General features: G+C 71.6%; 20 protein-coding genes and 1 pseudogene. 20 read left to right on the top strand and 1 reads right to left on the bottom strand.

Going from position 1 to position 25,360, the window contains the following annotated elements; all coding sequences use genetic code 11:
* The first annotated feature begins 56 nt into the window (after positions 1 to 56).
* The 16 genes and pseudogenes from AB5J55_RS16415 (at position 57) to AB5J55_RS16340 (ending at position 17,420) form a co-directional block, all read left to right on the top strand.
* Complete coding sequence (locus tag AB5J55_RS16415) at positions 57 to 773, top strand: response regulator transcription factor (RefSeq protein ID WP_369271397.1); 717 nt, start codon at positions 57 to 59, stop codon at positions 771 to 773.
* 354 nt (positions 774 to 1,127) lie between these two features.
* Positions 1,128 to 2,900 carry a biotin carboxylase N-terminal domain-containing protein gene (locus tag AB5J55_RS16410; RefSeq protein WP_369271396.1) on the top strand — a complete coding sequence of 591 codons (1,773 nt, stop codon included), beginning with the start codon at positions 1,128 to 1,130 and terminating at the stop codon, positions 2,898 to 2,900.
* Positions 2,901 to 2,925: 25 nt separating this feature from the next.
* Positions 2,926 to 3,132 (top strand): hypothetical protein, encoded by a 207-nt coding sequence (locus tag AB5J55_RS16405; protein ID WP_369271395.1) that lies wholly within the window; start codon positions 2,926 to 2,928, stop codon positions 3,130 to 3,132.
* A 70-nt stretch (positions 3,133 to 3,202) separates the two neighbouring features.
* Positions 3,203 to 3,532 carry a TcmI family type II polyketide cyclase gene (locus AB5J55_RS16400; RefSeq protein ID WP_369271394.1) on the top strand — a complete coding sequence of 110 codons (330 nt, stop codon included), beginning with the start codon at positions 3,203 to 3,205 and terminating at the stop codon, positions 3,530 to 3,532.
* Positions 3,529 to 4,815 carry a beta-ketoacyl synthase gene (locus AB5J55_RS16395; RefSeq protein ID WP_369271392.1) on the top strand — a complete coding sequence of 429 codons (1,287 nt, stop codon included), beginning with the start codon at positions 3,529 to 3,531 and terminating at the stop codon, positions 4,813 to 4,815. The genes AB5J55_RS16400 and AB5J55_RS16395 overlap by 4 nt, the downstream gene beginning before the upstream one ends.
* Positions 4,812 to 6,023 carry a ketosynthase chain-length factor gene (locus tag AB5J55_RS16390; protein ID WP_369271391.1) on the top strand — a complete coding sequence of 404 codons (1,212 nt, stop codon included), beginning with the start codon at positions 4,812 to 4,814 and terminating at the stop codon, positions 6,021 to 6,023. The genes AB5J55_RS16395 and AB5J55_RS16390 overlap by 4 nt, the downstream gene beginning before the upstream one ends.
* 800 nt (positions 6,024 to 6,823) lie before the next feature.
* Positions 6,824 to 7,099, top strand: a complete 276-nt coding sequence (locus tag AB5J55_RS16385) for an acyl carrier protein (RefSeq protein ID WP_369271390.1) — start codon at positions 6,824 to 6,826, stop codon at positions 7,097 to 7,099.
* Between the two features lie 123 nt (positions 7,100 to 7,222).
* Positions 7,223 to 8,011, top strand: a complete 789-nt coding sequence (gene fabG, locus AB5J55_RS16380) for a 3-oxoacyl-ACP reductase FabG (protein WP_369271389.1) — start codon at positions 7,223 to 7,225, stop codon at positions 8,009 to 8,011.
* A gap of 77 nt (positions 8,012 to 8,088) precedes the next feature.
* Positions 8,089 to 9,039: an aromatase/cyclase gene (locus tag AB5J55_RS16375; RefSeq protein WP_369271388.1), complete on the top strand. Its 951-nt coding sequence runs from the start codon at positions 8,089 to 8,091 to the stop codon at positions 9,037 to 9,039.
* A gap of 2 nt (positions 9,040 to 9,041) precedes the next feature.
* Entirely contained in the window at positions 9,042 to 10,571 is a 1,530-nt protein-coding gene (locus AB5J55_RS16370) for an FAD-dependent monooxygenase (RefSeq protein WP_369271387.1), read from the top strand.
* Between the two features lie 42 nt (positions 10,572 to 10,613).
* Positions 10,614 to 12,071, top strand: a pseudogene (locus AB5J55_RS16365) (FAD-dependent monooxygenase); the annotation flags it as partial.
* A gap of 337 nt (positions 12,072 to 12,408) precedes the next feature.
* Complete coding sequence (locus AB5J55_RS16360; RefSeq protein WP_369271386.1) at positions 12,409 to 13,302, top strand: alpha/beta hydrolase; 894 nt, start codon at positions 12,409 to 12,411, stop codon at positions 13,300 to 13,302.
* The gene (locus AB5J55_RS16355) at positions 13,299 to 14,693 is read left to right on the top strand and encodes an MFS transporter (RefSeq protein ID WP_369271385.1); all 1,395 of its coding nucleotides are present in this window, start codon (positions 13,299 to 13,301) and stop codon (positions 14,691 to 14,693) included. The genes AB5J55_RS16360 and AB5J55_RS16355 overlap by 4 nt, the downstream gene beginning before the upstream one ends.
* Positions 14,690 to 15,556 carry a 4'-phosphopantetheinyl transferase superfamily protein gene (locus tag AB5J55_RS16350; RefSeq protein WP_369271384.1) on the top strand — a complete coding sequence of 289 codons (867 nt, stop codon included), beginning with the start codon at positions 14,690 to 14,692 and terminating at the stop codon, positions 15,554 to 15,556. Before AB5J55_RS16355 ends, AB5J55_RS16350 begins: the two co-directional genes overlap by 4 nt.
* The gene (locus AB5J55_RS16345) at positions 15,553 to 17,166 is read left to right on the top strand and encodes an acyl-CoA carboxylase subunit beta (RefSeq protein ID WP_369271383.1); all 1,614 of its coding nucleotides are present in this window, start codon (positions 15,553 to 15,555) and stop codon (positions 17,164 to 17,166) included. Before AB5J55_RS16350 ends, AB5J55_RS16345 begins: the two co-directional genes overlap by 4 nt.
* Positions 17,167 to 17,174: 8 nt before the next feature.
* On the top strand, positions 17,175 to 17,420 hold the full coding sequence (locus AB5J55_RS16340; protein WP_369271382.1) for an acyl-CoA carboxylase subunit epsilon: 246 nt from the start codon (positions 17,175 to 17,177) through the stop codon (positions 17,418 to 17,420).
* A gap of 439 nt (positions 17,421 to 17,859) precedes the next feature.
* On the opposite strand, the gene AB5J55_RS16335 is transcribed toward AB5J55_RS16340, so the two are convergent.
* Positions 17,860 to 19,122, bottom strand: a complete 1,263-nt coding sequence (locus AB5J55_RS16335; RefSeq protein ID WP_369271381.1) for an MFS transporter — start codon at positions 19,120 to 19,122, stop codon at positions 17,860 to 17,862.
* 101 nt (positions 19,123 to 19,223) lie between these two features.
* On the opposite strand from AB5J55_RS16335, the gene AB5J55_RS16330 reads away from it, so the two are divergent.
* The 4 genes from AB5J55_RS16330 to AB5J55_RS16315 all read left to right on the top strand — a co-directional run bounded on the left by AB5J55_RS16330 (position 19,224) and on the right by AB5J55_RS16315 (position 25,337).
* The gene (locus tag AB5J55_RS16330; RefSeq protein ID WP_369271380.1) at positions 19,224 to 20,234 is read left to right on the top strand and encodes a LysR family transcriptional regulator; all 1,011 of its coding nucleotides are present in this window, start codon (positions 19,224 to 19,226) and stop codon (positions 20,232 to 20,234) included.
* Between the two features lie 219 nt (positions 20,235 to 20,453).
* Positions 20,454 to 22,709, top strand: a complete 2,256-nt coding sequence (locus AB5J55_RS16325) for a transglycosylase domain-containing protein (protein WP_369271379.1) — start codon at positions 20,454 to 20,456, stop codon at positions 22,707 to 22,709.
* 47 nt (positions 22,710 to 22,756) lie between these two features.
* Positions 22,757 to 24,043, top strand: coding sequence for a hypothetical protein (locus AB5J55_RS16320; protein WP_369271378.1), 1,287 nt, complete (start codon positions 22,757 to 22,759; stop codon positions 24,041 to 24,043).
* A gap of 115 nt (positions 24,044 to 24,158) precedes the next feature.
* Positions 24,159 to 25,337: an amidase domain-containing protein gene (locus AB5J55_RS16315; protein WP_369271377.1), complete on the top strand. Its 1,179-nt coding sequence runs from the start codon at positions 24,159 to 24,161 to the stop codon at positions 25,335 to 25,337.
* The last annotated feature ends 23 nt before the right edge of the window (positions 25,338 to 25,360 follow it).

The following is a 25,360-nucleotide window of genomic DNA, read 5'->3' as shown; positions in this document are numbered from 1 at the left end:
AAGAGCGCTCGAGCGGGAACTACACGTTCAGGGGGAGAGCAGTGAGCCAACGCGCAATGAGCAGCACTCTGGAGTTCCGAAAGCCCGTCACCTCGCAGATCCGGAAGCCGTCGACCAACTGGCGGGTCCTGGTGGTCGAGAACAACACCGGCGAAATGGAGGCCCTCGCCGCCGGCCTGCGGCGACACGGCCACCAGGTCGAGGGGGTCGGCACGGGCAACGCGGCCCTGCAGGCCTACCAGGTGTCGGACATCGTTCTGCTGGACCTCGAACTACCCGACCTGGACGGTCTGGAGGTGTGCCGTTCCATCCGTTCCCTGAGTGACGTCCCGCTCATAGCGGTCACCGGGTGGGGGACGGAACTGGACCGTGTCCTGGGTCTCCAGGCCGGCGCGGACGACTACCTCGTCAAGCCCTACGGCTTCCGGGAGCTGATGGCCCGGATGGACGCCGTCATGCGTCGCTCGCGTCCGCAGGTGCAGAGCGAGCAGGTCGTCTCGCGGGGGCCGTTGCGCATAGACGCCGCCTCGCGCGAGGTGAGTCTGCACGGCCAGGTCGTGGAGGTCACCCGCAAGGAGTTCGATCTGCTCTATCTGCTCGCCTCCCATCCGGAGACGGTGATCTCGCGCAAGCGCATCATGCAGCAGGTCTGGGGTGGGTCCTGGTCCCGTCGCACCGTGGACACCCATGTCAGCAGCCTCCGCGGCAAGTTGGGGGGCAGCGACTGGATCGTCACCGTACGCGGAGTGGGGTTCCGCTTCGGTAGCGGCTGATCTCGCATCCGGCGCGATGTCACCACATCGCCGCCGACTTCGAAAAGGGCGGGCTCCTGACGGGGGGAGCTCGCCCTTTCGCATGCCCATGCCCTTTCGGGTGGCGGTCAACTGTTCTGCCGCCGTGCGCGCTTCGACGGGACTTCTGACAATTCCCTGACACTTGCCTGGCGCTGCGCCAACAAAGCCGTATCCCAGCTGAGGATCTGGTCCGAAGGCTTAATGGTCGGCTGTTGAAAGTGCCGAGGTCCCGCACGGAGTATGGACAGGTATTCGGCGCCTGCCCGGGAGTGGAATTCCCCCGGCCGCGCTTGATCATCCCAGAATTCCTGCCGATTGAGGAGGGGGCCAGTCGTGCGCAAGGTGCTCATCGCCAACCGTGGCGAAATCGCTGTCCGCGTGGCCCGGGCCTGCCGGGACGCCGGGATCGCGAGCGTGGCCGTCTACGCGGATCCGGACCGTGACGCGTCGCATGTCCGCGCCGCGGATGAGGCGTTCGCCCTGGGCGGTGACACCCCGGCAAGCAGCTATCTGGACATCGACAAGGTCCTGAACGCGGCACGCGAGTCCGGCGCGGACGCCATCCACCCCGGCTACGGATTCCTGTCGGAGAACGCCGACTTCGCCCAGGCCGTCCTGGACGCCGGTCTGATCTGGATCGGCCCGCCCCCGCAGGCCATCCGCGACCTCGGCGACAAGGTCGCCGCCCGCCACATCGCCCAGCGGGCGGGTGCCCCGCTCGTCGCGGGCACGCCCGACCCGGTCTCCGGCGCCGACGAGGTCGTCGCCTTCGCCGAGGAGCACGGCCTGCCGATCGCGATCAAGGCCGCCTTCGGTGGCGGCGGACGCGGTCTGAAGGTCGCGCGGACCCTCGAAGAGGTGCCCGAGCTGTACGAGTCGGCGGTCCGTGAGGCCGTCGCCGCGTTCGGGCGCGGCGAGTGCTTCGTCGAGCGCTACCTCGACAAGCCCCGCCACGTCGAGACGCAGTGCCTGGCCGACCAGCACGGCAACGTCGTGGTCGTGTCCACCCGTGACTGCTCGCTGCAGCGCCGCCACCAGAAGCTCGTCGAGGAGGCGCCGGCCCCGTTCCTGTCCGACGCCCAGGTCGCTGAGCTGTACTCCTCTTCCAAGGCCATCCTCAAGGAAGCCGGCTACGTCGGCGCCGGCACGGTGGAGTTCCTCGTCGGCATGGACGGCACGATCTCCTTCCTGGAGGTCAACACCCGCCTCCAGGTCGAGCACCCGGTCACCGAGGAGGTCGCCGGCATCGACCTCGTGCGCGAGATGTTCCGCATCGCCGACGGCGAGGAACTCGGCTACGACGACCCGCAGCTGCGCGGCCACTCCTTCGAGTTCCGCATCAACGGCGAGGACCCGGGCCGCAACTTCCTGCCCGCCCCCGGCACGGTCACCACGTTCGCCCCGCCGACCGGCCCGGGCGTCCGCCTGGACGCGGGCGTGGAGTCCGGCAGCGTGATCGGCCCGGCGTGGGACTCCCTGCTGGCCAAGCTGATCGTCACCGGCGCCACCCGCCAGCAGGCCCTCCAACGCGCCGCCCGCGCCCTCGCCGAGTTCCAGGTCGAGGGCATGGCCACCGCCATCCCGTTCCACCGCGCGGTCGTCAACGACCCGGCCTTCGCGCCCGAAGTCCATGGTCAGGACGGCCCGTTCACGGTCCACACCCGCTGGATCGAGACCGAGTTCGTCAACGAGATCAAGCCCTTCGCCGCCCCCGCCGACACCGACACGGAGAACGAGCCCGGTCGCGACACCGTGGTGGTCGAGGTCGGCGGCCGGCGCCTGGAGGTCTCCCTGCCTGCTTCCCTCGGCATGAGCCTGGCCCGCACCGGGCTGGCTGCCGGGGCCAGGCCGAAGCGGCGGGCGGCGCGCAACTCCGGCCCGGCCGCTTCCGGCGACACCCTCGCCTCCCCGATGCAGGGCACCGTCGTCAAGGTCGCCGTCGAGGAAGGCCAGGAGGTCAAGGAAGGCGACCTCATCGTCGTACTCGAAGCGATGAAGATGGAACAGCCCCTCAACGCCCACAAGTCCGGCACCGTCAAGGACCTGTCCGCCGTCGTCGGCGCCTCCCTCACCTCCGGCGCAGCCATCTGCGAGATCAAGGACTGAGGAAGTCCCAGGGAGGTGTGACCAGATGTACTCCGAGACGTATTCCAAGACGTATTCCAAGACGTACTCCGGGACCTATTCCCAGACGTACTCCGGGACCTTTTCCCCGACGTGTTCCGAGTCGTACGACGGGCACGACGCGCCCGCGCCCCGGGCGCCCGCCTGGCTCCTGGCCGGCGAGGACGACGAGAACGACAGCGACCACCCGCACATCTGCCGGGGCATCGACTGACGGAAATCGACTTCCCTTTCCGCGTTCCGTGCCCCCCTTTTCCCACGCACCTTTTCCAAGGAGAGAGCTCATGCACAGCACCTTGATCGTGGCTCGGATGGAACCGGGCTCCGCGGTCGATGTCGCCAAGTTGTTCGGCGCGTTCGACGAGACCGAGATGCCTCATCTGATGGGTACGCGACGCCGCCAGCTCTTCCACTACCGAGGTCTGTACTTCCACCTGCAGGACTTCGACACGGACAACGGTGGCGAGCTGATCGAGAAGGCCAAGTCCGACGAGCGTTTCGTGCGCATCAGTGAGGACCTGAAGCCCTACATAGAGGCGTACGACCCGGCCACCTGGCGTTCCCCGGCCGACGCCATGGCGACGCGCTTCTACAACTGGGAGGCCTCCCGATGAGCGGCCGTCGGGACAGCCCCGCGCGGGTCGTCATCACCGGGATCGAGGTCCTCGCGCCCGGCGGCGTCGGCAAGGACAGCTTCTGGAACATGCTCAGCGAGGGCCGTACCGCGACGCGCGGGATCACCTTCTTCGACCCGAGCCCGTTCCGTTCGCAGGTCGCCGCGGAGATGGACTTCGACCCGGACCGGCACGGGCTCACACCGCAGGAGGTCCGCCGGATGGACCGGGCCGCCCAGTTCGCGGTGGTCGCGGCGCGCGGCGCGGTGGCCGACAGCGGCATCGACCTGGCCGCCCACGATCCGCACCGGGTGGGCGTCACCATCGGCAGCGCGGTCGGCGCCACGATGGGGCTGGACGAGGAGTACCGGATCGTCAGTGACGGCGGCCGGCTGCACCTGGTCGACCACGAGTACGCGGTACCGCACCTCTACAACTACTTCGTCCCGAGCTCCTTCTCGGCCGAGGTCGCCTGGACCGTCGGCGCGGAGGGCCCCAACACCGTGGTGTCCACCGGCTGCACCTCCGGCATCGACTCGGTCGGCTACGCCGTCGAGCTCATCCGTGAGGGCTCGGCCGACGTGATGATCGCCGGTTCGTCCGACGCGCCGATCTCGCCGATCACCATGGCCTGCTTCGACGCCATCAAGGCGACGACCCCGCGCCGGGAGGACCCCGAGCAGGCCTCGCGGCCGTTCGACGGCACCCGCAACGGGTTCGTGCTCGGCGAGGGCTGCGCGGTGTTCGTCCTGGAGGAGCTGGAGAGCGCGCGGCGGCGCGGGGCGCACATCTACGCCGAGATCGCCGGCTACGCCACCCGCAGCAACGCGTACCACATGACCGGTCTGCGGCCGGACGGCGCGGAGATGGCCGAGGCGATCACGGTGGCGCTGGACGAGGCCCGCATGAACGTGGACCAGATCGACTACATCAACGCCCACGGCTCCGGCACCAAGCAGAACGACCGGCACGAGACGGCCGCCTTCAAGAAGAGCCTCGGTGAGCACGCCTACCGCACTCCCGTGAGCTCCATCAAGTCGATGGTGGGGCACTCGCTCGGCGCGATCGGCTCGATCGAGATCGCCGCGTCCGCGCTGGCCATGGAGCACCACGTGGTGCCGCCAACGGCCAACCTGCACACCCCGGACCCGGAGTGCGACCTCGACTACGTGCCGCTCACCGCCCGCGAGCAACTGACCGACGCGGTGTTGTCGGTGGGCAGTGGGTTCGGCGGTTTCCAGAGCGCGATGGTGCTCGCCCGTCCCGAGAGGAGCATGGCATGAACGCGGTCGTGGTGACGGGCCTCGGTGTCACGGCCCCCAACGGCCTGGGAGTTCAGGACTACTGGGCGGCGACGCTCGCCGGCAAGAGCGGCATCGGGCGGATCACCCGCTTCGACCCGTCGGGGTACCCGGCGCGGCTGGCCGGTGAGATCCCCGGCTTCGCGGCCGAAGAGCACCTGCCGAGCCGGCTGCTGCCGCAGACCGACCGGATGACCCGGCTGGCACTGGTCGCCGCCGACTGGGCGCTCGCGGACGCGGGGATACGGCCGCAGGACCTGCCCGGGTTCGACATGGGCGTGGTCACGGCGAGCTCGTCGGGCGGCTTCGAGTTCGGCCAGGGCGAGCTGCAGGCGCTGTGGAGCCGGGGCAGCCAGTACGTCAGCGCGTACCAGTCGTTCGCCTGGTTCTACGCGGTCAACAGCGGCCAGATCTCCATCCGGCACGGCATGAAGGGCCCGAGCAGCGTGGTCGTCAGCGACCAGGCCGGCGGGCTGGACGCGGTGGCGCAGGCACGCCGCCAGATCCGTAAGGGCACGCCGATCGTGGTCTCCGGCGCCGTGGATGCCTCCATCTGCCCGTGGGGCTGGGTAGCCCAGCTCGCCGCGCAGCGGCTGACCACGCGCGACGAGCCCAGCCAGGCGTATCTGCCCTTCGACGGGGCGGCCGACGGGTATGTGCCGGGCGAGGGCGGTGCGCTGCTCGTCATGGAGTCCGAGGAGTCGGCACGGTCGCGCGGCGCGCGGATCTACGGCGAGATCGCCGGGTACGCCGCGACGTTCGACCCTGCGCCGGGCACCGAGCGCCCGCCGGCCCTGCGTCGCGCGATCGAACTCGCCCTGGACGATGCCGGGTTGAGCCCCGACCAGGTGGACGTTGTCTTCGCCGACGCGGCGGCCGATCCCGAGCTCGACCGCATCGAGACCGAGGCGATCACGGCGGTCTTCGGCCCCCGGTCCGTCCCGGTCACCGCCCCCAAGACGATGACGGGCCGCCTCTACTCGGGCGCGGCCCCCCTGGACCTGGCCACCGCCTTCCTCGCCATCCGCGACGGCATCATCCCCCCGACCGTCCACGTGACCCCGCCCCCCGACCACCCCCTCGACCTGGTAACCGACCGCCCGCGCGAGACCGCGCTGCGGACCGCCCTGATCGTGGCCCGCGGTCATGGGGGCTTCAACTCGGCGGCGGTGGTGCGGGGGGTGGCTTGAGCGGCCGCCACGTGTCGGCGGCCCGGGGGCCGGCCGGCATCTGACCGGCGGCCGACTGCCACCGACCTCCGCCAACGGGCCACCTCTCAAGAGGCTCCGGGCTTCGGCCACCGGCCTCCGGGCCTCCGGGCTTCGGCCACCGGCCTCCGGGCCTCCGGGCTTCGGCCACCGGCCTCCGGGCCTCCGGGCTTCGGCCACCGGCCTCCGGGCTGTAGCCCACCGGCCTCCGGGCTGCTGCCCCTCGGTCTCCGGGCCCACCGGGCTTCGGCCACCGACGACCGGACCCTCGACCTCGACCTCGACCTCGGTCACCCGTCTCCCGGCGGGGTTGCCGATCACTGGCAACCGGACCTTGGCCCCCGGCAGTTGAACGGCAACCACCCACCAGGCTGCTGCCCCTCGGTCTCCGGGCCCACCGGGCTTCGGCCACCGACGACCGGACCCTCGACCTCGACCTCGGTCACCCGTCTCCGGGCGGGGTTGCCGATCACTGGCAACCGGACCTTGGCCCCCGGCAGTTGAACGGCAACCACCCACCAGGCTGCTGCCCCTCGGCCTCCGGGCCCACCGGGCTTCGGCCACCGACGACCGGACCCTCGACCTCGACCTCGGCCACCCGTCTCCGGGCGGGGTTGCCGATCACGGCTACCGGGCCTCGGCCCCAGGCCGTCGAACGGCGACCACAGCCACCCTGGCCACCGCCCACCATCAGCAGCCCCCGACCATCGGGCCACCACCCACCAGGGCCACCAATCACCGACCACCAGTCAGCAACAACACGCACCCGAAAGGAACCCCACGTGGAACCGCAGCAGTTCACCCTCGACGACCTCAAGCGCATCCTCATCGAGGGCGCAGGCGCCGAGGAGAGTGTCGATCTCGACGGCGACATCCTCGACGCGGACTTCGAGCACCTCGGCTACGAGTCGCTGGCGTTGCTCGAGACCGGCGGACGGATCGAGCGGGAGTACGGGATCGTCCTGGACGACGACGTCCTGTCGGAGAGCAACACGCCGCGCGCCCTGATCGATGCGGTCAACGCCCAGCTGGGCGGCGGAACCCAGGCCGCCGCCTGACGTCTCGTCGTACCCGACATTTCGTGATCTCGCCGCCGTCGGCGCATCCAGCATGTCACCCGGCGGCGGCGCACCCCCCACACACAGTCCTCGTAGTGCTCCACCCAAGGGAGTTGGAAAAGCATGCCGCAGCACCAGACGCAGCGCGTCGCGCTGATCACCGGAGCCACCAGTGGCATAGGCCTGGCCGCGGCCCGGCAGCTGGGTGCCGCCGGGCACCGCGTGTTCATCGGGGCGCGTGACGCCGACAACGTGGCCGCGACGGTCAAGCAGCTCCAGGAGGAGGGCTTGGAGGCGGACGGCGCCGCCGTGGACGTCCGTTCGGCGGATGCCGTCCAGGCGTTCGTGCAGGCGGCCGTCGACCGCTTCGGCGCCGTGGACGTCCTCGTCAACAACGCCGGCCGCAGCGGTGGCGGAGTGACCGCCGACATCGCGGACGAGCTGTGGGACGACGTCATCGACACCAACCTCAACAGCGTCTTCCGGATGACCCGCGAGGTGCTCAACACCGGCGGCATGCGCGGCCGCAGCTGGGGCCGGATCATCAACATCGCGTCCACCGCCGGCAAGCAGGGCGTCGTCCTCGGCGCCCCCTACTCCGCCTCCAAGCACGGAGTCGTCGGCTTCACCAAGGCCCTCGGCAACGAACTCGCCCCGACCGGCATCACCGTCAACGCCGTGTGCCCGGGCTACGTCGAGACCCCCATGGCCCAGCGCGTCCGCCAGGGCTACGCCGCCGCCTACGACACCACCGAGGACGCGATCCTCGAGAAGTTCCAGGCCAAGATCCCGCTCGGCCGCTACTCCACGCCGGAGGAGGTCGCCGGGATGGTCGGCTACCTCGCCTCCGACACCGCCGCCTCCGTCACCGCCCAGGCGATCAACGTCTGCGGCGGCCTGGGCAACTTCTGACCCCCGCCGGCTGCTGACGCCGACGCCGGCGCCGACACCCGCCTGCCGGACCAACAAAGGAAGATGAGGACGAGGACGTGACCACGACGGAAGAAACAACCCGCGAGGTGGCGCACGAGATCACCGTCTCGGCCCCCGCCGACGCCGTCTACCGGCTGATCGCGGAGGTGGAGAACTGGCCCCGGATCTTCCCGCCCACCATCTACGTGGACCACCTGGAGAAGGGCGAGCGCGAGGAGCGCATCCGCATCTGGGCCACCGCCAACGGCGCCCCCAAGAGCTGGACCTCGCGCCGCACCCTGGACCCCGAGAACCGCCGGATCACCTTCCGCCAGGAGGTCTCCGCGCCCCCGGTCGCCGCGATGGGCGGCGCCTGGGTGATCGAGGAACTGCCGGGCGGCGACTCCCTCGTACGGCTGCTGCACGACTACCGCGCCGTCGACGACGACCCCGAGGGCCTCGCCTGGATCGACGAGGCCGTCGACCGCAACTCCCACTCGGAGCTGGCCGCGCTGAAGGAGAACGTCGAGCGGGCCCACGCCACCCGCGAGCTGACCTTCTCCTTCGAGGACACGGTGCTCATCGAGGGCGCCGCCAAGGACGTCTACGACTTCATCAACGAGGCCCACCTCTGGGTGGACCGGCTCCCGCACGTGGCCCGAGTCGGCTTCGAGGAGCCCACGCCCGGCCTCCAGGTGCTGGAGATGGACACCAGGGCCAAGGACGGCTCGACGCACACCACCAAGTCGTACCGGGTGACCTTCCCGCACCGCGCGATCGCCTACAAGCAGGTCACCCTGCCGGCCCTGATGACGCTGCACACGGGCCTGTGGACGTTCGAGGAGTACCCGCGCGGGGTCGCCGCCACCTCGCAGCACACGGTCGTGCTCAACCCGGACAACATCGAGCGGATCCTCGGCCCCGACGCGACCGTCGAGGACGCCCGCGAGTACGTCCAGGGCGCCCTGAGCACCAACAGCCGCGCCACGCTGGGTCACGCCAGGGACCACGCGGAGAAGAGCCGCTGACCATGGCCGACGACACCTCCCGGGCTGCGGCGGACCACACCTCCCGGGCCACGGGCGACGACGCCTCCCCGGCCACCCGGGTCATCGTGGTGGGCGCGGGCCCCGTCGGCCTCTTCCTCGCCGGCGAGCTCCGCCTCGGCGGCGCCGACGTGGTCGTACTGGAACGGCTGCGCACCCCCACCACGGAGTCCCGGGCCTCCACGCTGCACGCCCGCACGGCGGAACTCTTCGACTGCCGCGGTCTCCTGGACGCGCTCGGCGACCCGCCGCGCGAGCCCCGCGGCCACTTCGGCGGCGTACCGATGGACCTGACCATGCCCGGCCCGTACTCAGGCCAGTGGAAGGTGCCCCAGACCAGGACCGAGGAACTGCTGCAGGACTGGGCCGGCGCCCTCGGCGCCGACGTCCGGCGCGGCTGGGAGGTGCGCGAACTCGTCCAGGAGGACGGGTACGTGGAGGTCACGGCCGACACCCCGGACGGTGTACGCCGGCTGCGGGCGGCGTACACCGTCGCCTGTGACGGCGAGGACAGCACCGTGCGGCGGCTGGCCGGGGCGGCCTTCCCCGGCTCGCCCGCGGGACGGGAACTGCTGCGCGCGGACATCGCCGGGATCGACATCCCGAACCGGCGTTTCGAGCGCCGGGAGCACGGGCTGGCCATCGCGGCCCGGATGCCCGGCGGCGTCACGCGGGTGATGGTGCACGCCTTCGGACGTCCGGCCCGGCCGCGGACGGGACCGCCGGACTTCGCGGAGGTCGTGGACGTATGGCGAAGCGTCACCGGCGAGGACCTGAGCGGTGGGCACCCGGTGTGGCTCAACGCCTTCGGCGACGCGAACCAGCAGCTGGAGCGGTATCGGCACGGGCGGGTGCTGTTCGCCGGGGACGCCGCCCACCGACAGATGCCGAGCGGCGGCCAGGCGCTCAACCTCGGCCTCCAGGACGCGGCCAACCTGGGCTGGAAGCTGGCCGCGGTGGCCTGCGGCCGGGTCCCGGCGGGGCTGCTCGACACCTATCACGACGAGCGGCACGCGGTCGGGCGCCGGGTGCTCGCCAACATCCGGGCCCAGGCGCTGCTGCTGCTGGGCGGGCCGGAGGTGGAACCGGCGCGCACCCTGCTCGGCGAGCTCATCGCCGCGGGCCCCACGCGGGACCACCTCGCGTCGATGATCACCGGGCTCGACATCCGCTACCCCGTGGGCGGCGGCACCCACCCCCTGCTCGGCGCCCGGCTCCCGCTCGGCACGCTGCCGACGCCGGACGGCCCGGTCGGCGTCGCCGAAGCACTGCGCGACGGACGCGGACTGCTGCTGGTCGCCGACTCCGCCCGGGCCGAACTGCGCTGGCTCGGCAAGGTCTGGTCCGACCGTGTCACTCCGGTGGCGGTACGACCGGACTCGGCGGAGCCGCTGCACGGTGCCGACGGGCTGCTGGTCCGTCCGGACGGCCATGTCGCCTGGGCGGGGGAGGACCCGTGGGCGGCGTCGGCGGCGATCCGCCACTGGTTCGGACGGCCCGATCCCGGGCTGTGACCGGAAGACGCGCCACCGGACACCACAGTCTTGGCAATTCGGATGAAATCATCTCAATTCAGGTTCAGAGAGGGAAGCGCTGTGGACACGGATGTGACGGACGTGATCGTCGTCGGCGCGGGGCCGACCGGCCTCATGCTGGCCGGGGAACTGCGCCTGGGCGGCGCCCGGGTCGTCGTCGTGGAGAAGCTGGCACGGCCGACCGGGCAGTCCCGGGGGCTGGGGTTCACGGCCCGCGCGATGGAGGTGTTCGACCAGCGCGGGCTGCTGCCGCGGTTCGGCACGCTGGAGAAGAGCCCGATGGGCCATTTCGGCGGCGTGCAGTTCGACTACACCGTCCTGGAGGACGCCCACTTCGGCGCGCGGGGCGTTCCGCAGTCCCAGACGGAGGCCGTCCTGGAGGAATGGGCCGGTGAACTGGGCGCGGACATACGGCGCGGCTGGGAACTGGCCAAGCTGGCCGAGGACGGCGACGGCGTCGAGATCGTGGCGGTCACGCCCGAGGGCGAGCAGCGGGTGCGCGGGGCGTACCTGGTGGGCTGCGACGGCGGGCAGAGCGTCGTGCGCAAGGCGGCCGGGTTCGACTTCCCCGGGCTCGCGGCCACCCGCCGGATGTACCTGGCCGACGTCACCGGTTGCGAGATCCGGCCCCGCTTCCTGGGGGAGCGGCTGGACAACGGCATGGTGATGGCCGCGCCGCTGGCGCCGGGCGTCGACCGGATCATCGTGTGCGAGGACGGCACGCCGGCCGGGGACCGCCCGGAGGAGGTGGAGTTCGACGAGGTCGCGGCCGCCTGGGAGCGCATCACCGGCGAGTCGCTGGCCGGTGGCGGCGCCGACTGGGTCAGCTCCTTCACGGACGCCACCCGCCAGGTCTCCGCCTACCGCAGGGGCCGGGTGCTGCTCGCCGGGGACGCCGCGCACGTCCATCTCCCGGCCGGGGGACAGGGGCTCAGCACGGGCGTGCAGGACGCGGTCAACCTCGGCTGGAAGCTGGCCGCGGTGATCCGCGGGGAGCTGCCGGACGCCTTCCTCGACAGCTACCACGACGAACGGCACCCCGTCGGCGCCCGGCTGCTGATGAACACCCGCGCGCAGGGGATGATCTTCCTCGGCGGCGCCGAGGCCGACCCGGTGCGCAAGGTGTTCGGCGAGTTGATGGAGCTGGAGGACGTCCGCCGCCGACTGGCCGGTGTCGTCAGCCACCTCGACATCACCTACGACCTGGGCCCCGGCACCCACCCCCTCGTCGGCCGCCGCCTCCCGCCGCGCCCGCTCCACCTGTCCGACGGCACCCGGACCACCACGACCGCCCTGCTGCACCCGGCCCGCGGCGTCCTGCTCGACCTGACCGACGACGCCACCGTCCGCGAGGCCGCGGCCACCTGGGCCGACCGGGTCACCGTCGTCACGGCCGCCCCCGAGCACTTCGGTGTCTTCGCCGGCGCGACGGCCCTGCTGGTCCGCCCCGACGGCCATGTGGCCTGGGCGGCCGTCGGCGAGAGCACCGGAGCCTCCACACGGCGGCGCCCGGCCACCGTCGGCGCCCCCGCCCCCACCTCCGGCCCCGTGACCGCCGACGGCCGCGTCTCCGGCCCCGTGGCCGCGGACGCTCCTGCCTCCGGTGCCGTGGCCGCTCCCGCCCCTTCGCCCGCCGGCGGTCGCATCCCCAGCCCCACGGCTGCCGGCGGCCCCGTTGCCGGCACCCCCCGCGGCGCCGGAGCCGAGGCCACGACGCCCGAGGCCGACTGGCCCTTCGCCGACGACCCGACCGGCATCGAGGCCCTCGTGATCGCCCTGCACCACTGGTTCGGCACCCCGGAGGTGGCGTAGCACGATGGCCACGTCCCTGTCGGTCGGCCCGCGCGTGCGGCGGATCACGCTCGATGCCGCCGGGCACACCCTGTCGGCCCTGCTGAGCGCACCGCAGAGCACGCCGCCGCGTGCCACCGTGGTCGCGCTGCACGGCGCCGGGATGAGCGCGGGGTACTTCGACGGCGGGGCCCAACCGGACGCCTCCCTCTGCGCGTTGGGAGCGCATCTGGGGTACGCGGTCCTCGCCGTCGACCGGCCCGGCTACGGCGACTCCGCCGCCGGGCTCCCCGAAGGCCTGGACCTCGCCGGGCAGGCCCGCGTCCTGCGGGCCGCGCTCGACCACTTCGACGCCGAGTACGACATCGGCATCGGTACGTTCCTGCTGGCGCACTCCTTCGGCGGCAAACTCGCCCTCACCCTCGCCGCCGAAGCCCCGCCCGCCGAGCTGCTGGGCCTGGACATCTCCGGCTGCGGGCACCGCTACGCCCCGCGCTCCGCGGAACTGCTCACCGGTCCCGACCGGGCCCGCTGGAAGCACAACTGGGGCCGGCTCGGCCTCTATCCGCCCGCCACCTTCAAGCGCAGCGCCGCCTTCGTGAAGCCCATCCCGGAACTGGAGCTGCGGGCCGCCTCCGACTGGCCGGACGTCTTCGACGCGCTCGCCCCGCGCGTGCGCGTCCCCGTACGCCTGACCTTCGCCGAGCACGAACTGTGGTGGCGGCACGACGCCGACGCCCTCGACGACCTGCGGGCGAGGCTGAACGCCGCGCCGCGCGTGGTCGTCGACCGGCAGCCGGACGCCGGGCACAACATCAGCCTGGGCCGCACGGCCCGCGCCTACCACCTGCGCGCGCTCGCCTTCTTCGAGGAGTGCCTGTACTTCGAGGAAGGCCTGCCGGAGCGGGACGGTCCATGACCCCGGCCGGAACACCACGCAAGAGCAGGACGCCGAGCAAGCGCCGGCGACCGCCCCGCCGACTGCTCGCCACCAGCCTGCGCTCCCTGACCGTACGCAACTTCCGTCTCTTCGCCGGCGGTCAGATCGCGTCCGCCACCGGCACCTGGATGATGGTCGTCGCCCAGGACTGGCTCGTCCTCGAACTGACCGGCGACTCCGGCACGGCACTCGCCACGGTCACCGCGCTCCAGTTCACGCCGATGCTGCTGCTGACGCTCTACGGCGGCCGTATCGCCGACCGGTACGACAAGCGGGCCCTGCTGACCGGGGCCAACGTCGTCTCCGGCGTGCTGGCGCTGCTGCTCGGCCTGCTGGTCACCGGCGGCGCGGCCGAGCTGTGGCACGTCTACGTCTTCGCACTCGCCCTCGGCGTCGCGAACGCCGTGGAGGTCCCGGCCCGGCTGTCCTTCATCGCCGAACTCGTCGGACCCGACCTGGTGCCCAACGCCTCCGCGCTCAGCGGCGCCTACTTCAACATCGCGCGGGTGCTGGGCCCGTCACTGGCCGGGCTGCTGATCGAGGCCGCCGGCACCGGCACCGTGATGCTCCTCAACGCGGCGAGCTACGCGGCGACCGTGGCCGGGCTGCGCGCCATGCGGCCCGGGGAACTGCACCGGCCGCACCGCCCGGCGGCGGGCCCGGCCCGGGTCACCGAAGGGCTGGCCCATCTGCGGTCCCGGCCCGACCTGGTGGCGACGCTGGCCCTGCTCGCGGCGGTGTCGCTGTTCGGCCTGAACCTCCAGCTGACGCTGCCGCTCATGGCCCGTACCGTCTTCCACACCGACGCCGCCGCCTTCGGCCTGCTCACCGCGGCGCTCGCCGCCGGATCACTGCTGGCCGCCTTCACCGGCACCCTGCGCCGGGGCCGCCCCCGGGCCCGCCTGGTCATCGGCTGGGCCTGCGCCTTCGGCGCCCTCGCGGCGGCCACCGGATGGGCGCCGAACCTGGCGACGGCGCTGGTCCTGCTGGTACCGACCGGCTTCGCCTCCCTGTACTTCGCGCAGGCCGCCAACCACCGTGTCCAGCTGGGCAGCGACCCCGCCTACCGGGGCCGGGTCATGGCCCTCTACACCCTGATCCTGCAGGGCAGCGCCCCGCTCGGCGCCCTGTTCGTCGGCGCCGTCACCGCGCACCTCGGCACCCGTTCCGCGCTGTGGGCGGGCGGCCTGATCTCCCTTACGGCCGCCCTGGTGGCGGCGGTGGCAGACCGCAGCGACGCACGAGCGGCGGCCACCACCCCGGCCGACCGGCCCCGGGAACACCCCCACCCCACGGACCGCGCAACCGACCCAGCAACCGTCGACGAGCCCACATCCGAACCCACGCCCGGCACCGGGAGCCGCCCATGAACCTCCCTCACATACCGAACACCCCGCGTGGCACCCGGGAGTTGGGCCCGTCGGACGTGCACGTCTGGCTGCTGCCGCCCCCCGCCTCGCCCCGCGACGTACCGGACGGCGAACTCGACGAGCACGAGCGGCGCCGAGCCGCCTCCTACCGCAGGCAGAGCGACCGGCAGTTGTACGTCGCCGCCCACGTGGGCCTGCGCCGAGTTCTGTCGGTCTACACGGGCGTCGCACCCCGGCTCCTGCCCCTCGGCCGGGAGTGGTGCGAGGAGTGCGGGGAACGGCACGGCCGACCGGTCCTGGTCGATCTGCCGGGCGCCCCCGAGTTCTCGCTCTCGCACAGCCACGGCCTGGCCCTGGTCGCGGTCGCCCGCACCCGGGTCGGCGTCGACGTCCAGGCCCTGCCGTCGCCGCAGACCGTCGACGCCTGTCTGCCCCTGCTGCACCCGGCTGAGCGGCAGGAGATCACCCGGCTCCCCGCCGACCGGCGCCAGACGGCCTTCGCACGGCTGTGGTCCCGCAAGGAGGCGTATCTGAAGGGCCTCGGCACCGGGCTCGCCCGCGCGGCCGACCTCGACTACCTCGGCGAGGCCGCCGAGTCCTGGCGCCCGACCGGCTGGACGGTGCGCAACATGCCCCTGTGCGACGGCCATGTCGGCGCCGCCGCACTGGCCGGTGACAAGGACTGGCGGGCCGCCCTGCACCCGGTGCCCGCCGAGTGGCTCCACACTCGCGACGCCGACCGGCGGATCTCCGCCGTCCAGCCGGCCCTGCGCACGGTGCTGCGCGCCCACGACCCGTCCGCCGTCCGGACGCACGCCCTCATCGACACCAGGAACAGGAAGGAAAGGGCCCAGGCATCATGACCGTAACCGTCACCGAACCCCGAGCTCCCGAAGCTCCCGTGCTCGACACCGCCCCGGACGCCACCGAGGCGGACCGGCTCACGGAACTGCGGACCATCAAGGAACGCGCCCGCAACGGCCCGGACCCCAAGGCCACCGACCGCCAGCACGCCAAGGGCAAGCTGACCGCCCGCGAACGCATCGAACTCCTCCTCGACCCCGGCTCGTTCACCGAGGTCGAGGCCCTGCGCCGGCACCGCGCCCAGGGCTTCGGCCTGGAAGCGAAGCGGCCGTACACCGACGGCGTCGTCACCGGCTGGGGCACGGTGGAGGGCCGCACGGTCTTCGTCTACGCCCATGACTTCCGCATCTTCGGCGGCGCCCTCGGCGAGGCCCACGCCCAGAAGATCCACAAGCTGATGGACATGGCCATCGCGGCGGGCGCGCCCCTGGTCTCCCTCAACGACGGTGCGGGCGCCCGCATCCAGGAGGGCGTCTCCGCTCTCGCCGGCTACGGCGGCATCTTCCAGCGCAACACCAAGGCGTCCGGCGTCATCCCGCAGATCAGCGTGATGCTGGGCCCGTGCGCGGGCGGCGCGGCCTACTCGCCCGCCCTGACCGACTTCGTCTTCGCCGTACGCGACATCTCCCAGATGTTCATCACCGGCCCGGACGTGGTGAAGGCAGTGACGGGCGAGGAGATCACCCAGAACGGCCTGGGCGGCGCCGACGTGCACGGCGGCATCTCCGGCGTGGCCCACTTCGTCTACGACGACGAGCGCACCTGCCTCGAAGAGGTCCGCTACCTTCTGTCGCTGCTCCCCTCCAACAACCGCGAACTGCCGCCCGCCCACCCGACCGACGACCCCGCGGACCGCCCCGGCGACGCGCTGCTCGACCTGGTCCCCGAGGACGGCAACCGTTCCTACGACATCCGCAAGGTGATCGAGGAACTCGTCGACGACGGCGACTACTTGGAAGTCCACGCCGCCTTCGCCACCAACATCGTCTGCGCGCTGGCCCGTCTCGACGGCCACGTCGTTGGCATCGTCGCCAACCAGCCCGCCTCCATGGCCGGCGTGCTCGACATCCGGGCGAGCGAGAAGGGGGCGCGGTTCGTGCAGTTCTGCGACGCGTTCAACATCCCGCTGGTCACCCTGGTGGACGTGCCCGGCTTCCTGCCCGGCGTCGACCAGGAGCACGAGGGCATCATCCGCCGCGGGGCGAAGCTCCTTTACGCGTACTGCAACGCCACCGTGCCCCGCGTCTCGGTCGTCCTGCGCAAGGCCTACGGCGGCGCCTACATCGTCATGGACTCCCGCTCCATCGGCGCCGACGTCGCCCTCGCCTGGCCCACCAACGAGATCGCCGTGATGGGCGCGGAGGGCGCTGCCAACGTCGTGTTCCGCCGGGAGATCGCGGCCGCCGACGATCCCGAGGCGATGCGCCGCCAGAAGATCGCGGAATACAAGGACGAACTCGTCCACCCCTACTACGCGGCCGAGCGCGGCCTCGTCGACGACGTGATCGACCCCCGCGAGACCCGGCAGATCCTCAGCCGTGCCGTGGCGATGCTCGCCACCAAGTCCGCCGCCCTGCCCACCCGCAAGCACGGCAACCCGCCCCAGTAGGAGCCCGCATGACCACGACCCGGACCCCGATCCCGCGCCCGTCGACCTCCGACCTGCTCGCCGCCACGTCCTTCAAGGTCCTGCGGGGCGAGCCGAGTGCCGAGGAACTCGCCGCGTTCACGGCCGTCCTGACCCTGCGTCTGGCCACCTCGGACGCCACCCACGCCCCCACCCCGCAACGCCCCGCCACGGCCCACTGGACCCGCCCGGAACGCCTGCGCGCCTACGCCTGCCCTCGGGCCTGGCACGGCTGAGGCGCCAACTGGCCTTCCGTCGCTGTCCGTTGTCGTACGACAGCACGCCGTAGCCGGTATGGTTGCCCCCGTGACGCACCCGATGGGTGCGTCCTCCCTTCATTCCGGGCCCCACCTCGTCGGGGCCCGGCCCGACGAGAGCGGCTCCGGGACCGTGGCTGGCCGCCTCACGTCGAAGGGAGGGCGCCCCCGGACGGCGGTCACGAGGAGCAGAAACTGACTTTCGTCATGCGGCTGATCCGGCTTCTGCCGGAACGAGCGGCGAGGCACGCGAGGAGGTGGGTGCTCTGGTGGTACAGCAGGTAGCCGGATGTCCCCAAATCACGTGGGGACATCCGACAGGCTCTTGCTGAGCTCGGGCCACCGTCCGGTCACACGGCCGGGCGAGGGTCCTTCTGCACCCAAGTACAGCACAACGGCCCCCCACCCGGCAGCACGATCACCCACTGTTCACGCGACCGCGCACCGAGCCGACGGTCCCTGTCGCGAGGGCGATGAGCAGTGCCGCGGCCGCCGCCGTGACCGGCACGCCGTAGGCCGCCGCGGGGGAGAGGTGCTCCGCCAGCCAGCCGCCGGTAGCGCTGCCGCACGCGATGCCGCCGAGCAGGGCGGTCACCGCGAGGGTCATGCCCTCGTTGAGGCGGCCTTCCGGGGTGCGCTGCTGGACCAGGGCCATGTTGGTGATCATGGTCGGAGCCGTGGCCATGCCGGCGAACAGCAGCGCGACGCACAGCAGCGGGAGCGAGCCGGTGAGGGACGCGGCGAGCAGGGGCAGCGTCAGCAGCGCGGTCATCGCCGCTATGCACCACACGTAGCGGTACTCGGCGGGACCGGAGAGCCGCAGCCGCCCGTACAGCAGCCCCGCCGCACACGAACCGGCCGCCTGGAGCGCGAGCACCGCACCCGCCGCCGTCCGGTGACCCTGGGCGTCCGCGAACGCGATCGTGACGACCTCCGTCGACCCGAACACCGCACCCATGGCGAGGCAGACGGCCAGCAGCGCAGGCATCCCGGGCGCGCGGAACAGCGAGGTGCCGGCCGCCCCGGCGGCGGGGGCCCAGGGCGGCGGTTCCGTCGACCGCTGGGCCGCGAACGCCAGCACGCCCGCCACCAGGAGCACCGCCCCGACGAGCGTCCCCGCCTCCGGGAAGAACGCCCCGCACAGGAAGGCTGCGAGCACCGGGCCCAGCATGAAGCACAGTTCGTCCGCGGCCTGCTCGAAGGAGTTCGCGGTGTGCAGGGCCTCGGGGTCGCCCTTGAGCAGGTGCGCCCAGCGGGCGCGGGACATGCCGCCGGTGTTGGGGGTCGTCGCGGTGGCGGCGTACGCGGCGAAGAGTGTCCAGGCGGGGGCGTCGTAGCGGACGCACAGCAGCAGCGCGAGGCTGCCCAGCGCCGCGCAGAGCGTGGCGGGTACGGCGACCCGGGCCTGGCCGTACCGGTCGACGAGCCGCGCCGTCCAGGGGGCGACCAACGCGGTCGCCGCGAGGCCGGTCGCGGTGACGGCGCCGGCGAGGGCGTACGACCCCCGCGTACCGGCGATCATCACGACCGCGCTCACGCTGAACATGCCCATGGGGAGGCGGGCGGCCAGGTTCGCGAGGGTGAAGGCGCGGGCGCCGGGGTGGGCGAAGAGGCGGCGGTACGGGCGGGAGGGGTGACCGGCGGAGGGCGTCGGGGCGTTCGTGGACGGCGATTGCGGCATGGCCCCACCGTCGCCCGCAGTGGATCAAGGGGTCCAACACCTGTTCGGGACGGATTCACGCACCTGTGTTGTGAGAGACGCGCGAGCTGTAAATTCTCCGCATGCCCGCTGCCGCCCCCGCCCACCTCGACCCCCGCCTCCTGCGCGCCTTCCTCGCCGTGGCGGACGAGCTGCACTTCACGCGCGCCGCGGCCCGCCTGTACGTAGCCCAGCAGGCGCTGAGCCGGGACGTACGGCGGCTGGAGCGGGAGTTGGGCGCCGAGCTGTTCGTGCGGACGACCCGGCACGTAACGCTGACGGCCGACGGCGAGCGGCTGGTGCCGTACGCCCGCCGTGCCCTCCAGGCCCAGGACGACCTGCTCGCCGTCTTCGGCCAGGCGCGGCCCCTGCTGGTGGACCTGAACTCGCCGGGCCTGGGCACCGGCCGCCGGGTCCTGCACCGGGCCCGCGAACTCGCCCCCGAGCAGGAGCTGATGGCCCGCTACGAGAGCGGCCTGACGGGTGCGGCCGCCGAGCTGGTCGCGGGGCGGCTGGACGCGTCCTTCGGACGGTTCGCGGGACTGGCCCCGGCGCTGCGGGCCGGCCTCGACCATCAGCCGGTCCGCTACGAGCCGATGGCGATCGTGCTGCCCGAGGACCATCCGCTGGCCGCCCTGGAGCGGGTGCCGCTGGCCGCGCTGGCCGGCGAGACGGTGTACGCCGGTGCCGGGAACCCCCGTACTCCGGAGTGGACCGACCTCGCGCACCGGCTCTTCGACGGGCGGGGCATCGAGGTCGCCCCGCCCGCGCCGCTCGCCGTCGGCGACGAGGAGTTCCGGCGCATCATGGCCAAGCTGCGCCACCCCGTCCTCGCCGTGGTCGACTTTCCGGCCATGCCCGGGACCGTGCTGCGCCCACTGGTCGACCCCGTGCCCCTGTCCCCCGTGTCCCTGGTGTGGCGAAAGGGCCTGACACACCCCGCGTTCGACGCCCTGCGACACGCCGCGGCGCGGCTCGCGGCCGAGGAGGGGTGGTTGGAGCCGCCCGCCGAGGGATGGGTCTCGGACGTGGACTCGGCATCCTGGGTGTATACAACCAACGGCCCGACATGCGCGTCTAAGGGGCTGGCGTGAGCGTCCGAGGGCCCGAACGTGAGCGTCATCACTTGTACGCCAATGTCCCTTATTCGCCAATGTGCTGGGTCACATAACACTTTCCTCCGTGGAGAGTTTGTGAAGGGCGCTGGTAATTTGTAGGCGCGCTGGACTGTGAGGTCGGCATATACCGAATGCGAGGGGGAGGTCGTGGCGCCGAGGGGGGATGGGGAGGAGCCGCAAGAGCGGGACGCCACCATGCAGCTCAAAGTGTCCGGTTTGTTTCCGGTGGACCAAACCGTTCAGTTGCGGGTGCCGTCACAACGCATATCCGACGCCGAAAGCCAATCGTCGATATCCGAAATATCCGCTTCCGCGGAGGCGGACTCGTCGCAGCGAATACCCGGCGATGACACGCCCGACCAGCAGAATCGCCGCAGAAACCGGAACCGCCGCAAAGCCCCCAGCCCGCCTCTGGGCCCCCGCCTCGTAGCCGCGCTCCATCTGGCGCCCGTACTGGCCTTCCTCGCTCCCCTTGCCGCTCGCCTCACCCCCCTGGTCGCCCGCCTCGCGCCCTACGCCCGCCGGATGCGGCCGGAGTACCCCCGGCCCGGACGCACCGGGTGGCGCCGGTGGCTGCCGTCCTGGCGGCAGTGGCTCGGCGGCGCACTCGCCGGGGTCGGCCTCAGCGGCCTCCTCCTCGCCGTCGCCTACGCGGCCACCGACATCCCGGACAACCTCAACTCGTACGCCACCCAGCAGGACAACGTGTACTTCTGGGCCGACGGGACGCCCATGGCCCGTACCGGCTGGGTGCAGCGGCAGGCGATGCCGCTGAAGGACATCCCGGACGACGTGCGCTGGGCGGTCCTCGCCGCGGAGAACGCGAGCTTCTACAGCGACCCCGGCATCTCCTTCCAGGGCATCACCCGCGCCCTGTTCCGCACGCTGGGCCAGGGCGACACCCAGGGCGGCTCGACCATCACCCAGCAGTACGTCAAGAACGTCTACCTGAACCAGGACCAGACACTGCGCCGCAAGCTCAGCGAGGCGATGATCGCCCTCAAGCTGGACAACCGGATGAGCAAGGACGAGATCCTCGAGAGCTACCTGAACACCAGCTGGTTCGGCCGGGGCACCTACGGCATCCAGCGCGCCGCCCAGGCCTACTACGGCAAGGACGTCAGCGAGCTCAACGCCAGCGAGGCCGCGTTCCTGGCCGCCCTGCTCAAGGGCGCCGGCCTGTACGACCCGACCCTGAGCGGCGCCAACCGCGCCCGGGCCGTGGAGCGCTGGTCCTGGACCCTCGACCGGATGGTCCAGATAGGCAAGCTCTCGCAGGCCGAGCGGGACACCTACAGGAAGTTCCCCGAGCCGCTGAAGCGCAACCCGCTGTACGACACCGGTGAGCAGAGCGACTACCTGGTCGAACTCGCCTCCCAGTACGCCAAGAAGGCCGCCGAGATCTCCGACAAGGACTTCGACCTCGGCGGCTACCAGATCTACACGACCTTCGACAAGCGACGGGAGGACCAGCTCACCGAAGCCGTCACCAAGGCGCGCAAGAAGGCTCTGAAGGACGACCCGAAGGCCGCGAAGAGCGTGCACTACGGCGCGGCGTCGGTCGCCTCGGACGGCCGGATACTCGCCGTCCACGGCGGGCCCGACCACCGTAAGCAGGGCTACAACGAGTCCAACGCCACCACCGTCCCGGCCGGTTCGGCCTTCGCGCCGTTCGTGTACGCGGCCGGTCTGGAGCACGGCGTCCGCAAGACCCGCGACGGGGAGACGACCTCCGTCACCGGGGACTCCGTCTACGACGGCGACGACGACGTGCCGGTGACCACGCCGGAGGGACCGTACTGGGACCGCAGCGGCCGCAAGGTGGCCGCGAGCAACGACGGCAACAAGTCGTACGGGCAGATCTCCCTGCACCGGGCGATGGCGCTGTCGGTGAACACGCCGTTCATGCAACTCGGCATGGACACCGGCCTGGACAAGGTGCGCGCCACCGCCGAGGCCGCGGGTCTGCTGAGCTCCAGCATCGGGGCCCAGGTGCCGGCGCTGGCCACGGGCAGCTCCACACCCAGCGCCATCCGCATGGCCAGCGGCTACTCCACGTTCGCCGCGGCCGGCAAGCACACCGAGCCGTACTCGGTGCGGCGGATCACCCACAACGGCGACAAGATCTCCCTGAACCTGCCGGACCCGCGCCGGGCGTTCGGCGCCGACGTGGCCGAGGAGGTCACCTCCGCGCTCACGGACGCCTTCCGGACCGCCCACCCCGACGCGGCGCCCGCCACCGCGCAGGTGGCCGGGAAGGCCGGGACGACGCCGAAGGACACCGCCTCCTGGTACGTCGGCACGAACAAGTCCGTCTCCACGGCGGTCGTCGTCTACCGCATCGACCTCGCCAAGAGCCTCGAACCGCTGCCGCTGAAGGGCCTCGCCGGCACCGCCGACGACAGCGTCCCCTACGGCATCTGGTCCGGTGCCATGAGACCCCTCGGCTGACCACCGACCCGGTACCGCAGTCCAACCGTCAGGAGAATGAGCCGCACATGAAGCCACCGTCTGGGCGTCGCCGCAAGGCCCGGGCATCGCGCCGCACCGCCGCCGCCCGCCGCCCGGGGTTCCTGGCTCTGGCGGCGCTCCTCGTCGTCGCCTCGCTGGCGGCGGGCTACCTGGTGCTGAACCGCACGGGCAGCACCGAGCCCACTGCGTCCTCCGGGGAAGAGCGCAAGGGGGGCGGGTCGGGCGCCAAGGAGCCGCAGTGGGACGGCAGGACCAAGATCCTGGGGGACGGCTCCACTTCCTATACGGGTCCGCAGAAGGGCCAGTTGAAGCCGGTGCCGCTCAAGCCCGGACAGAAGCCGCCGCAGTTCGTCGTCTTCTCCTGGGACGGCGCGCTGGAGGGCGACGACAAGCTCTTCTCGCACTACCGCGAGGTGGCGAAGAAGTACGACGCCCACATGACGTTCTTCCTTACGGGCATCTACCTGCTGCCGAAGGACAAGAAGGCGCTGTACGACCCGCCCCAGCACGACAGGGGAGCCGCGGCGATCAGCTACCCCACGGACGAGCACATCCTCACCACGGTGGAGCAGCTCGGCAAGGCGTGGCAGGACGGCAACGAGATCGGCACCCACTTCAACGGCCACTTCTGCGGCGAGAAGGGCGGCGGCGACTGGAGCGTCGAGGAGTGGAAGAGCGAGATCGACCAGTTCAACTCGTTCGTGTCGAAGTGGAAGACCAACACCGGCGCCACGGATCTCCCCCCGCTGCCGTTCGACGTCTCCAAGGCGGTCACCGGCGGGCGCGCCCCCTGCCTGGAGGGCCAGGAGAACCTGCTGAAGGCCGCCAAGGACTACGGCTACCGCTACGACGCCAGCTCCGCTGGCGACTTCCAGATATGGCCCACCAAGAAGAACGGCATCTGGGACTTCCCGCTGCAGATGCTCCCCTACGAGGGGGGCAAGTACCAGGGCCTCTCCATGGACTTCAACTTCCTCTACAACCAGTCCGACGGCGAGACCGAGGGCGACCCGGCCCGGTACCCCGAGTGGGAGGAGGAGACCGTCGGCACCTACCTGGCGGGCTTCAACCGCGTGTACTACGGCAGCCGGGCGCCCCTGTTCATCGGCAACCACTTCGAGGACTGGAACGGCGGCATCTACATGCGGGCCGTCGACCGGATGATCGAGGAGGTGTGCACCAAGAAGGACGTCAAGTGCGTGTCCTTCAAGGAGCTCGCCGACTGGATGGACGTGCAGAAGCCGGCGACGCTGGAGCGGCTGCGCACCCTCGATCCGGCGCAGTCCCCGGACTGGTCGACCGTCGTGCAGTGACGTTCGCATAACGTCCTTGAATCACGCACGCATCCCCCTTCACAACAGCCACACATGTCATGCGAAGATGCGCTGCCCCCGGCATCCGTCCGCCGGGACTAGAGGGGAACCATCAGTGAAGACAAGGAAATTGAGCCGTACGCGGCGACGCGCCACCATACTCGGCGCGGCGGCCGCCTCGGTCGTCGCCGGAGCGGCGATGCTGCCCAACTGGAGCGCGGGCGCCGCCGTCGTCGACGACCCCACGGTGGACGCCAGGACCAAGGCCACCTTCCAGCGGCTGGCGGACGCGGTCTTCACCGACCGCACGGAAGCGCTGGTCGACGGCGGGCAGGGCAACCGGGACAAGCCGCTGACCGACGGCTTCTCGGGGGACGTCCGGATGTCTGCCGGTACGGCCCGCAGCGAGGACGCCGCACTGTCCGCGCTCGACCAGCGCAAGGACAAGCTGGCCAAGCTGGGCGAGAAGTACAGCAAGGGCAGCACCACCGTCACTCTGGACGCCACCAGCGTGAAGGGCCGCAAGGCCAAGGTCGCGGTCACCGAGACCACCACCCTCACCTACGAGAAGGTCCGCGGCAGCGAGCCGGGGACCACCGGCTTCCAGGCCCACCACGAGCTGACCTTCAGCGCCGACCGGCGGGGCGACTGGCAGCTGACGGGGATCCGCGCGACCGACGAGGGCGACCTCGCCGTGAACTCGACGGCCAGGCCGGCCGTCGAGCCCATGACCGCGAAGGTCGCCAGCACCACGCCGTCGGCGCCCAAGGCGTCGACCTCGTACCCCGGCCCGGCCAACCCGAAGAACTTCACCGCGTCCGGCCTGGACTACCCGGCCATGGCCACCTACGCCAAGCAGTACTGGTCCAACTACAACCCGGCCTACCCGAACTTCAACGGCCAGGGCGCGGGAGGCGACTGCACCAACTTCGTCAGCCAGTCCCTGAAGGCGGGCGGCTGGAAGCACGTCCCCGGCTACGTGTACGACTACACCAAGTGGTTCGGCAACGCCGACATCCAGTCGCACTCGTTCATCGGCGTCAACGAGTGGTCCTGGTTCGCCCAGAACTCGAAGCGCACGACCAGCCTCGCGAACGTCTACCAGCTGGACGTCGGCGACGTCCTCCAGCTCGACTTCGACAAGGACGGTTCGAAGGACCACACCATGATCGTCACGTCCCGCAGCCGCGGCGTGCCGTATCTGACGTACCACTCCACCAACACCTACAGCAGGTCGGTGGCGAGCATCATCGCGTCGTACCCGAACGCCCTGTACTACGCGTACCGCACCTGATCCGTGCCACCCCCTGGCCGCCG

It is taken from the genome of Streptomyces sp. R11, assembly GCF_041051905.1.
GTDB lineage: Bacteria > Actinomycetota > Actinomycetes > Streptomycetales > Streptomycetaceae > Streptomyces.
The sequence above is the reverse complement of the archived record's forward strand: the minus strand, read 5'-3'. Positions and strand labels throughout refer to the sequence as shown.